Genomic DNA, 15,171 nt, shown 5'->3' with positions numbered 1-15,171 from the left:
GATTGTTCCAACGCGTCAGTCCGGATTGATCCCGGATGACAACAGCGCCTGCTGATCAGCTTGGCGCCATGGATCAATGCAGTCTGACGCAGCAGAACAAGATGACAGAGGCTTAGGTCCTCTTAAATCAATACTCGCGACCTCCGTTTTTTCGGAAGGACGGATCCATAACGTGGCTAACAAGAAAGAGGGAATCATGATGCAAAACAGGAGACCATCAACCACGCTCAAAACCTTGTGCGCCCTGGCGGTCGGTAGCGCCATGGGCATGGCACAGGCGAGTTCCGACGTCAGCCAGAGGACGATGGACACGACGGCCAGTGAGCAGACAGCCATGGCCCGCATCCAGGGCAGTAGCGAGAAGCTGACCTACAAGGTTGTTGATGGCTATGCCATCTTCGGCGGCGACATTGTGCTTGGGCGCCATGAAACAATTCAGGACACCGGTATCCCACCTATGCGCGTCAGCCCATGGACGCGTGGCACGGACAACCAGACCCAGCCAACCACGAACGCCGCCGTTGCCGAGGGCGCCGCTACCTGGCCGAACGGCGTGGTGCCCTACGAATTCGGCGGGAACTTCTCCAGCTCGTTCCGTCAGGTGGTTCAAACCGGCATGGAGGCAATCGAGGCACAGACCGATATCCGGTTTGTCCGGCATAGCGATGAGCGCAACTACGTCAATATCATGCGTGGCTCCGGTTGTTATTCCTTTGTAGGCATGAGCGGCGGTGCCCAGAACCTCAGCCTGGGAAGGGGTTGTGGCCAAAAGGGCGTCGTGATCCATGAACTGGTGCATGCGCTCGGGCACTTCCACGAACAGTCGCGGGAGGACCGTGACCAATACGTCACGATCCAGTGGAACAACATTAAGGACGGCCGCGAAAGCCAGTTCCGAATCCAGAATGAACAGAATATCGGCCCCTACGACTACGGCTCCATCATGCATTACGGCGCCTGGGCTTTCTCCCGCAATGGCGAGCCTACCATCAGGCCCAACCGGGACGGCGTCTCCCTGGGTGACCTGGGCCAACGCGAGGGGCTGAGTGATCTGGATGTGGCTGCCCTGAATGAAATCTACGGCGGTCCCGGCAACAGAGGCCCTGAACTGAGCCTGCGCCACCAGGAAGCCGTCATCTTCAATACCCAGTCCTATGAGCTGACTGTACGGCTGGCAGATGATCAAACGCCGGATTCCGACCTGAATGTCAGCGCCAGATCCTCGAATACCACGGTTTTACCCAATCGCAACATCGAGGTTAACGCCGGCAGCCAGTCCGATGAGCGGATCCTGGCCATGGCTCCCAACCGTCAAGCAACGGGCACGGCCGAAGTAACCATCACCGTGACCGATGGCGAAGGACTGAGCACCAGCAAGACCTTCACGCTGACGGTCAAAAAGGACGATGGCGGAACATCCGACTTCCGGTCACTGGCGTCGATGCTCAATGGCCAGTGCCTGACGGTGACCGGCGATGCCAGCCAGGATGGAGCCCTTGTGGAGCTTACTGAATGCCGGGGCAGCGAGAGCCAGAAGTGGACTCACAATGGCAGCGGCCAGCTGCGCCCCCAGGCGGCCTCCGGTAAATGCCTGGACGTGGGCAACAACCCGAACTGGGGGGTTCGTGCCCGCATCCGCCGCTGTGTTGACAACGCCAGCCATCAGCAATGGGATATGAAAGCCGACAAGCTGGTGAACCGGAAACGCTCCGACCTGGTGCTGATTGCCAGGGACAGCGATGGCGCCGTTTTTGCCTGGGGCGACAGCGGCAGCTATTTCGGTGAGCAGAACAAGCTCTGGCAATGGAGCGATGAAGATTCTGGCGGTGGTGCTGCACCCTGCACGGACTGTCAGAATATCACGGGCAGCCTCGAAGGTAGGGGAGACAACGATATGCTGCCTGACGGTACCCACTACCAATCGGGTTCTGCAGGAACCCACCAGGGTTGGCTGGATGCCCCGGACGACGCCACCTACAGCCTGACCCTGTATCGCTGGGACGGCGCCCGCTGGCAGCGCGTCGCCAGGGACGCGACGGACGGCAACAGCCGCGCCGAGGTGCGTTATGACGGACCAAGTGGCTATTACACCTGGAGCGTGGCCTCCGGGTCCGGCGCCGGCGAATACGAGTTCTGGTTGAACCGCCCTGACTGACTCCTCCATGCAGGCCGGGCACCCCTGGTGCCCGGCCTGCATTGTTCAGCTCAGAACTCCAGGCAGATCTTACCGAAGTGCTTCCCTGCTTCCTCGTGCCGGAAGGCATCCGCGATATTGTCCAATGTAAAGCTGCGATCGATGATGGGCTTGATGCCGGTGGCATTGATGGCCCGAACCATCTCTATCTGGTGCTGGCGGCTGCCCACAAGCAGTCCCTGTAGCCTGACCTGCTTGGCCATGAGCTTGGCCGTGGGCACTTCACCGCCGCTTCCGGTGAGTACGCCAATCAGCGAGATAAGGCCACCAATGCGGACAGCCTCAATGGACTGGGCGAGGGTTCCGGGGCCGCCCACCTCAATCACCTGGTCCACCCCCCGACCGTTGGTAAGCTCCATAACGGTCTTCCCCCACTTCGGGTCTTCCTTGTAGTTGATGGTGTGCTGAGCCCCCATCTCCCTGAGCCGTGCCAGCTTGTCGTTGGAAGAGGACGTGGCGATTACGTTCACGCCCATGGCCCGCGCGAACTGCAACGCAAAAATGGAAACGCCCCCGGTTCCGAGCAGGAGGATGGTGTCTCCGGCCTTGATCCGGTTATCCACCGTCAACGCCCGCCAGGCGGTAAGGCCCGCTGTGGTCAAGGTGGCAGCCTCGGCATGACTGTAGCCAACGGGTGCGTGCGTAAACCAGGTTGCCGGGCGCACGACCTGCTCGCGGGCGTACCCGTCCACCCCATCACCCGGAACAGCAGCAAAGTTGCCCTGCTGGGGCTCGCCTTCTAGCCAGGGCGGAAAGAAGGTGGAGACGACGTGATCACCCACGGCGAAAGCCTCAACGCCCTCACCGAGCGCTTCCACAACCCCTGCGCCATCAGACATGGGGATGCGCCCATCTTCCGTGGGAATACCTCTGTTAACCACCAGGTAATCGTGGAAATTCAGCGAGCTGGCATGGACCCGCACCAGAATTTCGCCGACACCGGGCTGGCCCGGTTCAGACTGGTGGCTAACCTGAAGCTGATCAAGACCGCCGGAGCTGGGGACGGTAACCGTTTTCATCAGGGTTCTCCTATTGCGTTACGGGATTGGGATGAATCGTCTCAATCATTGGGCGTCAATGCCCTGGCGTCAACAACCGCCGGAAATTCCACGGTGTGATTAGCATGACAGGTCAAACTCTTCCCGATTTCGGTTAGCTTTTCAAAGTTCCTTGAAAACCGGAACTGCTGCACGGAAACTCGCCAGCCGGCTGTGATAAACAGGAAATTCGATGATGCAAGGCCGCTAAAGGAAGTGCCCACGAGTTCCGGGGATTTCCCTCTGCTCCCCTGTAAGCAGTGCGGACTTAAGGAGGCTTACCATGAAAACAGGGCTGATTGTCGACTCGGCGTGCGACATTCCCCATGAGTTCAGCAGGGAGCACGGACTCTTCGTCCTGCCGGTTACGGCGCATATCGATGACCAGACCTACACCGATACGCACGACCCCAAGCTGACGCAGGAGTTCTACGAGCAGGGGCTGCTCCAGAAGGGGCATCACGCGGAAACAGAGCCGTTCTCGGCAGAGCAGATCCATAACCTGTTCATGGACCAGATCGTGGATCACTATGACCTGGCAATCTGCGAGACGGTCACCCGTTCACGCAGCAAGATCTACGAAAACGCCAGCGTTGCCATGAACACGGTTCTGTCCGAATACCGCCGCAAGCGCGATGCGGCTGGCGGAACCGGCAGCTTCTCGATGCGGGTGGTGGACAGCAGGCAGATCTTTGCCGGCCAGGGTCTGCTTGCAGCCCACACCACGCACCTGATCCGGAAGAACCTGGACAAGAATGCCCTGCGCCATGAAATCGACAGCTTCACGGACAAGATATACAGCGTGGTCATCCCTCGCGATCTCCACTACATCCGCGAACGGGCACGCCGCCGGGGCGATAACAGCGTCTCCGGACTGGTGGCCTTTCTCGGCAAGGCCCTGAGCATCACCCCGATCATCTTTGGCAAGGGCGCCGAAGGCAAACCCGTCACCAAGACCCGGGGCTTCGAGCCAGCGGTGGAGAAAGTGATGAATTACGCGGTGTCCCGCGTGGAGGCGGGGCTGCTCACCCCCTATGTGTCGCTCTCCTGTGGCATGAGCTGGGAGGAGATCGAAGCCCTGCCCGGTCTCGACCGGTTGCGCGATGCCTGTAAGGCCAACGGTGTGGAGCTTCTGCTGTCCCAGATGGGCATCACCAGCACCATCTACATCGGTCCGGGCAGCCTGTGTCTGGCCATGGCGGCTGAACCACACGAGTTCAACGACTTCCAGTAATACGAGCCCCGACCAGCGCCCCTGGCTGTGTTACGATTGGCCTACCAATCAACACAGCGGAGCCGTCATGACAGCGGAGATCGTGATTGTTGGCGGCGGTGCCGGGGGGCTGGAACTGGCCACCAAACTGGGCCGTCGCATGGGTCGCAAGGGTGAGGCGCGCATCACCCTCATCGACCGCAGCCCTACCCATATCTGGAAGCCCCTGCTGCACGAAGTCGCCTCTGGCGCCATGGACTCCTCCGTGGACCAGATCAGCTACCGTGCCGTGGCCCGCCACCGGGGGTTCCATTTTGTGCTGGGCGAGTTTGCAGGGCTGGACCGTCTGGCCCAGACCATCACTCTTAATGCGATCCTTGATGACAACGGCCAGACCATACTGCCCGAGCGCCAGATCGCCTATGATTACCTGGTATTGGCCATTGGCAGCGTTACCAATGATTTCGGCATTCCCGGCGTGCAGGATCATTGCCAGTTCCTGGACTCTCCCGACCAAGCCCAGCATTTCCATCAGACCTTCCTGAATACCCTGATGCGGGTGAACAGCGAGCGCCGGACAAACCCGGAGGCCTGTGCCCGCATTCCCATTGTCGGCGGTGGCGCCACGGGAGTCGAGCTGGCGGCGGAACTGGTGCATGCCTCGGAAACAGTGCATGAGTACGGGTTCTCCCAGGCAGACCGCAGCATGCTCCACATCACCCTTCTGGAGGCCGGTCCCCGCCTGCTGCCAGCGCTGCCCGAGCGTATCTCACGCGACACATTACGCGAACTCAAGGAACTCGGTGTCGACGTCCGCGTTGAAGCACGGATTACCGAGGCCCGACCCGAGGCGTTGGTGGATGAGGATGGGCATGAGATTCCCGGCGACCTCATGGTCTGGGCAGCCGGCGTTCAAGGACCGCCCCTGATGGAACGACTCGATGGCTTAAGCCTGCAGCCCAACCGCATGCTCAAGGTGGCCGCCACACTGCAGTCCGTGGATGACCCGCACATCTTTGCGCTGGGCGACTGCGCCGCCTGCCCCCAGGGACAGGGCTTTGTACCGCCACGCGCCCAAAGCGCACACCAGATGGCGGATCACCTCGTGACCAACCTGCGCCGCGCCCTCCACGGGCGCGAGCTCAAGGCCTTCCAGTACCAGGACTACGGTTCGCTCGTGAACCTGAGTCAGTATTCCGCGGTTGGAACCCTGATGGGTGGCACCTCCAAGGGCAGCCTTCGCGTGGAGGGTCGCTTGGCCCGCCTGGTTTACGTCTCACTGTACCGGATGCACCAGATCGCGGTCTTCGGCTGGCTCCGGGGCCTGCTGATGGCCTTCACAGACCGCCTGCACCGTGCCTTCAAGCCCAAGATGAAACTGCACTGACCTCGGTTCAGGCCTCAGGCACGAGGCGGTTATTCTCGCGGCGAAGGCGGCGGGGAAGGGTCATAGTCATGGCCTTCCGGCCGCCGACTGCCTCAAGTAAGGCATCAACCGGCCCGCGCTCGCCCGCCGGCAGCCCCTGATAGAAATCCAGGGGCCGTTGCAGCTTCCATTGAGGGAAGCTGAGCAACGCCCGTGCCTCTTCCACTCCACTCAAACAGTAACGGTGCTCGCCCACTTTACGGGGCAATCTCTGGCCCGGATGATCGTTGACCCACTGCCCAACGGCGTCCGCCGTCTCACGCAGTACCGGGAACTGGCTCTCGAACTGGTGCTTGAGCAGTGGGTACAGCGTCTCGGGCACCTGGTCGTCTGGGAGCCAGTCCCCCACCCGGGGTTTGCGGGCGTTCATGCGTTCAATCCACTCGACCAGGTACGGCGCCCGACGCTTCATGATGCGACCCGGCGCCGGATCCCGATAGAGGTGGGCGTAGAAGGGGGCCATCAAGCCGAAATCCCCGATACTGGCACGCTCTCCCAGCAGATACGGATGCTCACGAAAATGGGTATTGAGCTGGTCGAGTACCTGGTAATACCAGTTCTCGATGGCGGAGGCAGTACGATCCGTAATACCGAGCAGGGGCAGCATGCCAGAAAAATGCTTGGCGAGGCGGCTGCCGGCCAGACGGCGCAACGGCCCGGGCAGCCAGGGCGACACCACCTTGCCGAATTCGTCATGAAGGAAACGCCGGTTCTCTTCCGGGAAGTTCCAGCGAAAGTGCATGGCCGGAATCAACAGCCATTCGTCAGCGTACAGCTCCACCAGCAGCGATACCAACCGTTGCTTTGGCGTAGCGGGATAAATGTCGCGCTCCGGGAAGCGCTGCTCCAACGTATCGATGATCTCGACGGTGTCCTGAATGAACTCATGCTCGGGGGTTTCAACCACCGGAATCATTGCCACCCCGGTCTTTGGGATCAGAACCCGACGATAGACGCCCAGGGTGGCCCGCTTTTGCTCAAAAGGAATGCCTTTATAGCGCAAATAGGACCGCGTTTTGCCGCTGTACAGGGAAAACTCGGTTCCATAGTGGGTAAAAGCATGAGTGGTGCTCATTAAGGCTCCCTTTCGGTGGGCAGTCAGGTCAGCCAGCGGTACATGACATGGGCATCCACATAACCGTATTCCGGGTGCTCAAAAGCCCCCGGAAGCGTGCCAGTGACCTCGAAGCCGTTACGCTCCCAGACCTTGATGGCGCCCAGGTTGGTGGCCACCACCAGATTATACTGCATGGCCCGATACCCCATCCGTTTGGCCTCTTCCATGGAATGGCGGCACATGCTGTCCGCAAGGCCACGACCGCGCGCATGCTCGGCCACGATATACCCACAGTTGCAGACATGGCTACCAGGACCAGCCGCATTGGTCTTGAGGAAGTAGGTGCCCAGATAGGTTTCGTCATCATCCAGCATCACGTAACTGCACGCTGACTTTTTCACCCAGAAGGAGAACGCGTCATCCTCACTGAGGTCCGTGGGCACCGCATAGGTTTCACCAGCACGCAGAACCGGCTCCAAAACCGGCCAGATTGCGGGCCAATCGTCGGGCAGGAAGGGGCGAATCTCGGGCATGGTGTCTCCTCAATCATCCCAGCGGAAGATGGTTGCACCGGCTTCGGTATGGCTGGCCCTCATGGTGCTCTCCTTTTCAGTATAACGCACCAGCCCTGGCGTCAACGCGCAAAAGGTCGCCATCACAAAACCGTGCAACGGCTCCGCCACGCACGGATGCGCCACGTTACCGCCTTAAGTGTCGGGGGCATCGCCCGCCCCCCGTTCATCCCATAGCCGCCCATCACGGGCAAGCAGCAGGGTCGCTGCTGAAGGCCCCCAGGTGCCAGCCCTGTAAGGCTCGGGGCGGGCACCGGACTCGCGCCACTCCTGCAGGATCGGGTCCACCCATTCCCACGCGGCCATGAGCTCATCATGACGCACGAAAAGCGTCTGGTTGTCATGGATCACATCCCCAAGCAGTCGCTCATAAGCATCCGGTGCGCGCTCCATTCGCAGGGTCTGAGGGTTCAGGCTGAGCTCGGACATACGGATGTCCATGGCGGCACCCGGGCGCTTTTCGCTGAAAGACAGCTGGATGCCCTCGTCCGGCTGCAGCCGGAACACCAGGCGGTTGGCCATGCTCGCCCGCTGCTGCGGGAAAATGGAGTGTGGTACGGGCCGGAAATGAACCACGATCTCGCAGGTGCGCTGCGGCAAGCGCTTCCCCGTACGCAGGTAGAACGGCACGCCAGCCCAGCGCCAGTTGTCGATGGCCACACGCATGGCCACAAACGTCTCCGTGGTACTCTCACGAACACCGGCATCCTCGGGATAGCCCGCCTCGCCGTTGGCACCTGGCGTGTACTGGCCACGCACCACCTGCTCGGAAATAGTGCTGGTCTCCATGGGCCTCAGGGCCCGCAGAACCTTGACTTTCTCGTCGCGCACGGCATCCGCACTCAGGGTATTGGGGGGCTCCATGGCCGTCATGCACAGCAACTGGAGCAGGTGATTCTGGACCATGTCCCGCAGGGCGCCAACCTCATCATAAAACGCCCCGCGCCCGGCCACACTGCCGGACTCCGCGATGGTGATCTGGATGTGATCGATGTAGCGGTGATTCCACTGGCTCTCGAAAATGGAATTGGCAAAGCGCAGCACCAGCAGGTTCTGGACGGTCTCCTTGCCCAGGTAATGATCAATGCGGAAGATCTGGCGCTCACTGAAGCGCTCGCGCACCCCTGTTTCAATCGCTTGCGCTGAGGCGTAATCCAGCCCAATGGGCTTCTCCAGCACAATCCGTGACTGGTCCGAGACCAGTCCGGCCTCATCCAGTGCCCGGGTGATACCAGCGTAAAGATCAGCCCGGGTAGCGAGATAGAAGATGCAGCGCTTGCCCTCCACCCCCTCACGCAGGCAGGCCAGCGCCCCTGCATCCGTGGCATCCGCCGCCAAATAGGTCACGTGGGCCAGGAAATCCGCCACCCCATCACCCTGGAGCTCCCCGGCAAGCGCCGCCCGCCATTGCTCACTGGTCCAGTCACGGCGGCTGATGCCCACGAGCTGCCAGCCCGCAGGCAAGGCCCCCTCGCACCACAACGCATAGAGCGACGGCACCAGGCGCCGGCGAGCCAGGTCACCGGCGGCCCCAAACAGCACTATGGCAAAGGGCGTGTCATCGTATTGGCTCATGAGCACAGCATGATCAATCCGGACCAACAGCGCAAATCGAGGACACCGCCATGAGAGCCCCCTCCTTTTTGCGCAACGGATTGTTTACACTGGCGGGTTCTGGAATCATCCGCGCATCAGTGAATTCATAACAGGGAATGCCAGTCATGATCAGCAAGTGTCTTTTCCCGGTCGCCGGCTACGGCACCCGGTTTCTGCCGGCTACCAAGGCCATGCCCAAGGAGATCCTTCCGATCGTTAACAAGCCGCTGGTGCAATACGCGGTTGAAGAGGCCTGCGAAGCGGGCATTCAGGATGTGGGTTTTGTAACCGGCCGAGGCAAGCGGGCCATCGAGGATCATTTCGATATCAGCTATGAGCTCGAGCACCAGATCGCCGGCACGGGCAAAGAGGACAACCTCAAGGGCATCCGCGACCTGATCGAGAACCACCGCTTCGCCTTCACCCGCCAGAATGAGATGAAGGGCCTGGGCCACGCCATTCTCACCGGCCGCAACCTGATCGGTGACAACCCCTTCGGCGTCATCCTGGCGGATGATTTCTGCGTGGCGGGATCCGAGGATGAAGGCGTGATGGCGCAGATGGTCAAGCTGTACAACCAGTTCCGCTGCAGTATCGTAGCAATAGAGGAGGTGCCCGAGGATGAAACCCACAAATACGGGGTCATTGAGGGGGAAACCATGAAGGATGGGCTGTACCGGATTACCGGTATGGTGGAAAAACCCCCCAAAGAGCAGGCGCCCTCCAATCTGGCCATCATTGGGCGCTACATCCTGACACCGGATATTTTCGACATCCTGGAGCGTACACAACCAGGCAAGGGCGGCGAGATCCAGATTACGGATGCCCTGCTGGAACAGGCCCGCAACGGCTGCGTTCTGGCCTACCAGTTCCGGGGCCGGCGTTTTGACTGTGGCAGTATTGACGGCTTTGTCGAAGCCACCAACCACGTCTACGAAAACGTCTATCGCCGCGGCGAACGCAACCTCTGAGCAGGAGTCCAGACCGGCGCATGACGGAAAAAGCGGCACATTCAGAGCACCGGCCGGGGACCGTTATACTCCCGGGAGCCAGCTGGCCCGAAGGCCACCCCCTCGGCGGCGAGAGCATCAATGAGGCCCGCCAGCATGCGGTCCTGGCCCTGCAGCGCTTCATTGCCGATGAGCAGCTGCCACAGGGTTGGATGAGTGTTTTCCCGCGCCTGGTCATCCCGATGGCGGCGTGGCTGCTGTCCCAACAGCGCCAGCTCGGTCGTCCGCTGGTCATGGCCATCGGCGGTAGCCAGGGCAGCGGCAAGACAACACTCGCCCGGGCACTGCGGCTGGTACTCCATCATTGTTTTGCGGTTTCGGCATGCGTTCTCAGCCTGGATGACTTCTACCTCAGCCGGGATGCACGCCGCGAACTGGCCTCTACCGTCCACCCCCTTCTGGCCACACGGGGCGTTCCCGGCACTCATGAGGTGGAGGCGCTCCTGGCCTGCGTGGAGAGGCTGCGCAGCGCCACCTCTGATACCCTTACCGCCTTGCCCCGTTTCGACAAAAGCCGGGATGACCGGGTGCCCGACACCGAATGCGATACCTTCCAGGGTCGCCCCGGTGTCATTCTTCTGGAAGGATGGTGTCTGGATGCACAGGCCGTGGATGGTGAAGAGCTGGCCACGCCGATCAACAACCTTGAGGCGGAGCAGGATCCGGACGGGCGTTGGCGCCATTACGTGAATCAACAACTCGCCGGACGCTACCAGGACCTGTTCCAGCGGTTTGACCGCTCCCTGTTCCTTCAGGCCCCCTCCTGGGAGGCCGTACGCCGCTGGCGACTGCTCCAGGAGGCCAAGCTCATCCGCAACCGCAGTGACAGCTACCGCGCCCACCTGGACGAAGGCGATGCCTTCAATACCTTCATGGCGCATTATGAACGCATCACCCGGCGCCTGCTTGAGTCGCCCCCCGCAACCGATATCCGACTTGCTCTGGATGAGCAGCAACGGCTTGCGACTCTAACGTTCAACCCAGCCGAGAGGTAATACCTTGGGTAACCGCCTTTTCCGCCTCTACGACCGTACCGTCCTGGCCCACCCGGTTCTGACACTGCTCGTGGTACTGGCAGCAGCCGTGCTCGCCGGGCTTCGTGTCGACCAGTTCCAGCTGGATGCGTCTCCGGACACACTGGTCATGGAAGGCGACGAGTCGTTTGAATATTACCAGCAGACCTACCGGCGGTTCGAAACCACGGATGGCTTTCTTGTGGTGAGCTACCAACCGGAGGAAGAACTGTTCAGCGACAGTGCCATCAGCCGGCTCCGGAAGCTTCGCGACGATCTGATGGACGTGAAGGGCATCGACCAGAGCAACAGCATACTGGACGTGCCCCTGCTGCACAGTCCAGACATCACCCTGATGACGGTCAGCGAGCACATGAAGACCCTCCAGGGGGATGATGTGGCGCTGGACACCGCCCGCAAGGCGCTGATGGAGAATCCGCTGTACCAGAACATGCTGGTCAGCAAGGACGGCTCGACCACTGCCATCCAGCTTCTGCTGCCCACAGACAAGCGCTATTACGAACTGCGTGACCGGCGTGATGAACTGGAACAGAAGCAGCGTGATGAAGGGCTCTCCGCAGCGGAACAAGCCGAACTTTCGAAGGTGCTGACCGAATACCGCCAGCGCAAGGACGCGCTGAACACCCGGCAGGACCGGATCATCCACGACGTGCGCGAGGTGCTGGCCGATTACGGCGATAACGCCCAGATCCATCTGGGCGGCGTGCCCATGATCGTAGCCGATATGATGGCCTTTGTGGAAAGCGACCTGGTGACCTTTGGACTGGGCGTACTCGCTTTCATTATCCTGATGCTCGGCATCATTTTCCGCCAGCCACGCTGGGTCCTGCTGCCACTGCTGTGCTGCGGCCTCACCGTCTGGTTCACTCTGGGCTACCTGGGCTGGACACACTGGCCGGTGACCGTCATTTCCTCCAATTTCGTGTCACTGCTGCTGATCATCACCATGTCGCTGACGATCCACCTGATCGTGCGTCATCGCGAATACCAGCAGCTCGAGCCCGAGGCCGACCGTTATCAGCTGGTCTCGGAGACCGTCAGCGCCATGGGCCGGCCCTGCTTCTACATGGTCGTCACCACCGTGGTCGCCTTTGGCTCGCTGATCTTCAGCAACATCCGCCCTGTCATCGACTTCGGCCTCATGATGACCGTCGGCATCCTCATCGGCTACGCCGTGGTGTTCCTGGTCCTCCCGGCCGTGGTCATGCTGCTGCCGCGCGCGGCGCAGCCAGGCGGCGCCCTCCACCGCACCCCCATCACGGAATACCTGGCCCGGATCACGGACAACTACCGTGGCACTATCCTGGCCGTGAGCGCGGGGTTGGCCGTGGTCTGTGCTGTGGGGGTCTCCTGGCTCTCGGTTGAAAACCGCTTTATTGACTATTTCAAGTCGGACACCGAAATCCACCAGGGCATGAAGGTAATCGACCAGAAACTGGGAGGTACCACACCACTGGACGTGGTGATCAGCCTTGAAAAGAACGATGACACCACCTCACAGTCATGCGATCCCTTCGTGGACCCGGACTGTGAGCCCGAGCAACGGATCGACAGCTTCTTCAGTACCGAGGGCGCAAAGCTGGTCAAAACCATTCACGACTACCTGGATAAGCAGCCCCAGACCGGCAAGGTCATTTCCCTCGCCACAACCATCCGGCTCGCGGAACGCGTTAACCAGGGCGAGTTGAACCCACTGCAACTGGGCCTTATGGGGCGGGCATTCCCAGAGGACCTGCGAGGGTTGCTTCTGGATCCCTACGTTAACGAGGAAACGGGCGAAGCCCGCTTCAGCGTCCGTCTGATCGAGTCCTCTCCCAACCTTCAACGGGACGCGCTGTTCGACCGGATCCGTTCACACCTGAGCGGGGAAGTCGGCCTTAAGGACGAACAGGTCAATCTCACCGGCATGGCAGTGCTCTACAATAATATGCTTCAGAGCCTGTTCAGTTCCCAGATCAAGACTCTGGGCGCGGTCTTCCTGGCCATCATGGCCATGTTCCTGGTTCTGTTCCGCTCCCTCCGGGTGGCGGTGGTGGCGATTGTGCCCAACCTTCTGGCCGCGGGGACGGTGCTGGGTATCATGGGGCTGATGGGGATTCCGCTGGACATGATGACCATTACGGTCGCCGCAATAACGGTGGGCATTGCCGTGGACGACACCATTCACTACGTCTACCGTTTCCGGGAAGAAGTCCGGCGTGATGGCGACTACCAGGCAGCCATGCACCGCAGCCACCAGACCATCGGTCGTGCCATGCTCTATACGTCGCTGACCATCATTGTTGGCTTTTCGATCCTGGCATTGTCGAACTTCATCCCGACCATTTACTTCGGGGTCTTTACTGGTCTGGCCATGGCCATTGCGCTGCTCGGGGCACTGACGCTGCTGCCGAGGCTCATGCTGATTGCCCAACCCTTCGGCCCGGACCAGGGAGCCAATGAGGAAAACCGATAATGGCCATTGTCACGACCATTGGGCTGCTCATTCTGATCGCGCTCAGCGCCTGGGCCCTGTATCACCTGCGGGAGCAGCGCCGGCGCATCGAGCATGCGCTGGCTCGGGTGGCGGATCCCGAAGTGCCGCCCCCCGAGATGCTGATGACGGTGCGCGTACTCAACCCGATTGAGGTGGCACGGCGTGAGTCCGCCTCCGCACGACTCGTGGGCGACTACATGCCCGAAACCGTCAGGCGCATTGTATTCCGCCAGCTGACCACGGAACTCGATGAAGCGCTTTCCGAGCGGGGCATTGAGTCCGAGATCAGCGTTGAGTACCGTTAGCCGCCATGATAACGATCCTGAACGTCCTGCTCGGCATCATTCTGCTGGCGCTTTCCGCAGCGGTGATCTGGGAGATACACCGCCAGGAACAGCTCGTTCAGCGCCTGGAACAATACGCTGCTAATGAACGCCGCCCCAAACACGGGCGGGTGATCCACAGCAACTTTGAAGAGCCCATCGCGCCCACGTTCGAATCGCTCCCCCAGCGGATCATCGAGCGCTTCACTGGCAGGCGTTAGGGCTTCTGGAACAGTGGCACCGGTTCACGTTTCAGAAGTCAGCTGGCGCGGCGCGCAAGAAGCGACCCGAAGACAACCATCAACGCTGCCATCGGCAACTGCCAGCTGGGCGTAGCAAAACCAGCCACCACCAGGAAGAACGCCGCCATCACGGGCACCCCGTAAGCCAGACTGCCCACAAGGCCCGTCGGCCCATTGCGGATCGCAACGTCCCAGGCAACCATGGCAATCCCGTAGGGGCCAAGCCCCAGGGCCGCACCCGCAGCAATACCCTCGTAGGGGAACCGCAGCACCTCCGGCTCAAGTATCACGCCCATGGTGGCAGCGACCAGCGCCGCAATCATGAAGATGGTAGGCATGAACGGCATCAGCGTGACCGGCGTGGTCTGACAGAGCCAGGAATAAAGGGCCCAGCAACACCCTGCGGTCAACGCAAACGCGTACCCCGACAGATTGCCCGAGAATCCATTGTTCACGACATCCGGCGCCAGCAACAAAACAGCCCCACCAAAGGCAACGGCAGCACCACCGAGCACCGCCCCGGACAACCTCCCATGGGTGAACCACTGACTGACCAATACGAACACGACCGGCCAAGTGTAGGTAATAAGCGCGCCTTCCGCCGTGGGCGCCATTCCCAATCCCACCAGATAAGAGCCCACTGCCCCCAGCACCAGCAGCGGCATCAGCCCATAGATAACCACTGATAACCCTGAGGGTATCTCTACGTGGAAATTCCTCCCAAGGCTGAGCGGCAAGGCAGCCATTGAACCAGCCAGAAGGGTGACCGCGGTCAGTCTCAGCGGCGGGATCGTGGCCGCCAGGTCAATCAGAAGGGGAGCCGAGGCCCAGAGAACAACGGCAAACAACCCTGCCATTGGGCCTATGGGAAACCGGCGATTCTCAATGCTCACTGCCTGCACAGTCGTCTCTCCTTTCAATGCGTTCAATGATTCGGCCATGAAATGACAGGTGCAGATTACGATGTGCACAATAATCACAAAATCAATTT

General features: G+C 60.8%; 13 protein-coding genes. 8 read left to right on the top strand and 5 right to left on the bottom strand.

Translation table 11 applies throughout. The features are described from left to right. Positions 1-196 precede the first annotated feature (196 nt). Positions 197-2,155, top strand: coding sequence for a M12 family metallopeptidase (locus AC1RQI_RS08610; protein ID WP_481904423.1), 1,959 nt, complete (start codon positions 197-199; stop codon positions 2,153-2,155). A gap of 50 nt (positions 2,156-2,205) precedes the next feature. Here AC1RQI_RS08610 and AC1RQI_RS08605 read toward each other — a convergent pair whose 3' ends face one another. Beyond that, positions 2,206-3,213: a zinc-dependent alcohol dehydrogenase family protein gene (locus tag AC1RQI_RS08605; protein ID WP_481904422.1), complete on the bottom strand. Its 1,008-nt coding sequence runs from the start codon at positions 3,211-3,213 to the stop codon at positions 2,206-2,208. Positions 3,214-3,514: 301 nt separating this feature from the next. Between AC1RQI_RS08605 and AC1RQI_RS08600 the strand changes: the two genes are divergently transcribed. Together AC1RQI_RS08600 and AC1RQI_RS08595 are read left to right on the top strand one after the other, a co-directional pair. Next, positions 3,515-4,465, top strand: a complete 951-nt coding sequence (locus tag AC1RQI_RS08600; RefSeq protein ID WP_416634873.1) for a DegV family protein — start codon at positions 3,515-3,517, stop codon at positions 4,463-4,465. Positions 4,466-4,532: 67 nt separating this feature from the next. After that, the gene (locus tag AC1RQI_RS08595; RefSeq protein WP_481904421.1) at positions 4,533-5,831 is read left to right on the top strand and encodes an NAD(P)/FAD-dependent oxidoreductase; all 1,299 of its coding nucleotides are present in this window, start codon (positions 4,533-4,535) and stop codon (positions 5,829-5,831) included. 7 nt (positions 5,832-5,838) lie between these two features. Here the strand turns inward: AC1RQI_RS08595 and AC1RQI_RS08590 are convergent, their stop codons facing one another. The 3 genes from AC1RQI_RS08590 to zwf all read right to left on the bottom strand — a co-directional run bounded on the left by AC1RQI_RS08590 (position 5,839) and on the right by zwf (position 9,074). Continuing rightward, the gene (locus tag AC1RQI_RS08590; protein WP_481904420.1) at positions 5,839-6,945 is read right to left on the bottom strand and encodes a glutathione S-transferase family protein; all 1,107 of its coding nucleotides are present in this window, start codon (positions 6,943-6,945) and stop codon (positions 5,839-5,841) included. Between the two features lie 23 nt (positions 6,946-6,968). Beyond that, entirely contained in the window at positions 6,969-7,460 is a 492-nt protein-coding gene (locus AC1RQI_RS08585) for an N-acetyltransferase family protein (protein WP_481904419.1), read from the bottom strand. Positions 7,461-7,634: 174 nt separating this feature from the next. Continuing rightward, entirely contained in the window at positions 7,635-9,074 is a 1,440-nt protein-coding gene (zwf, locus tag AC1RQI_RS08580; protein ID WP_481904418.1) for a glucose-6-phosphate dehydrogenase, read from the bottom strand. 146 nt (positions 9,075-9,220) lie between these two features. On the opposite strand from zwf, the gene galU reads away from it, so the two are divergent. Genes galU through AC1RQI_RS08555 form a run of 5 tightly spaced genes read left to right on the top strand, consistent with a single transcriptional unit; the run spans position 9,221 to position 14,159 of the window. Beyond that, entirely contained in the window at positions 9,221-10,066 is an 846-nt protein-coding gene (gene galU, locus AC1RQI_RS08575; protein WP_416634878.1) for a UTP--glucose-1-phosphate uridylyltransferase GalU, read from the top strand. Positions 10,067-10,086: 20 nt separating this feature from the next. Beyond that, on the top strand, positions 10,087-11,100 hold the full coding sequence (locus tag AC1RQI_RS08570) for a hypothetical protein (protein WP_481904417.1): 1,014 nt from the start codon (positions 10,087-10,089) through the stop codon (positions 11,098-11,100). Positions 11,101-11,104: 4 nt separating this feature from the next. Beyond that, positions 11,105-13,594 (top strand): efflux RND transporter permease subunit, encoded by a 2,490-nt coding sequence (locus tag AC1RQI_RS08565; RefSeq protein ID WP_481904416.1) that lies wholly within the window; start codon positions 11,105-11,107, stop codon positions 13,592-13,594. Beyond that, on the top strand, positions 13,594-13,920 hold the full coding sequence (locus tag AC1RQI_RS08560; protein WP_416634881.1) for a hypothetical protein: 327 nt from the start codon (positions 13,594-13,596) through the stop codon (positions 13,918-13,920). The genes AC1RQI_RS08565 and AC1RQI_RS08560 overlap by 1 nt, the downstream gene beginning before the upstream one ends. 5 nt (positions 13,921-13,925) lie before the next feature. Beyond that, positions 13,926-14,159, top strand: coding sequence for a hypothetical protein (locus AC1RQI_RS08555; RefSeq protein WP_416634882.1), 234 nt, complete (start codon positions 13,926-13,928; stop codon positions 14,157-14,159). A gap of 38 nt (positions 14,160-14,197) precedes the next feature. On the opposite strand, the gene AC1RQI_RS08550 is transcribed toward AC1RQI_RS08555, so the two are convergent. After that, positions 14,198-15,082 (bottom strand): DMT family transporter, encoded by an 885-nt coding sequence (locus tag AC1RQI_RS08550; protein WP_481904415.1) that lies wholly within the window; start codon positions 15,080-15,082, stop codon positions 14,198-14,200. Positions 15,083-15,171: the final 89 nt, after the last annotated feature.

This window comes from Salicola sp. AFF1, from assembly GCF_056783195.1.
Note: the sequence above shows the minus strand (reverse complement) of the source record. Positions and strands in the feature narration are given on the sequence as shown.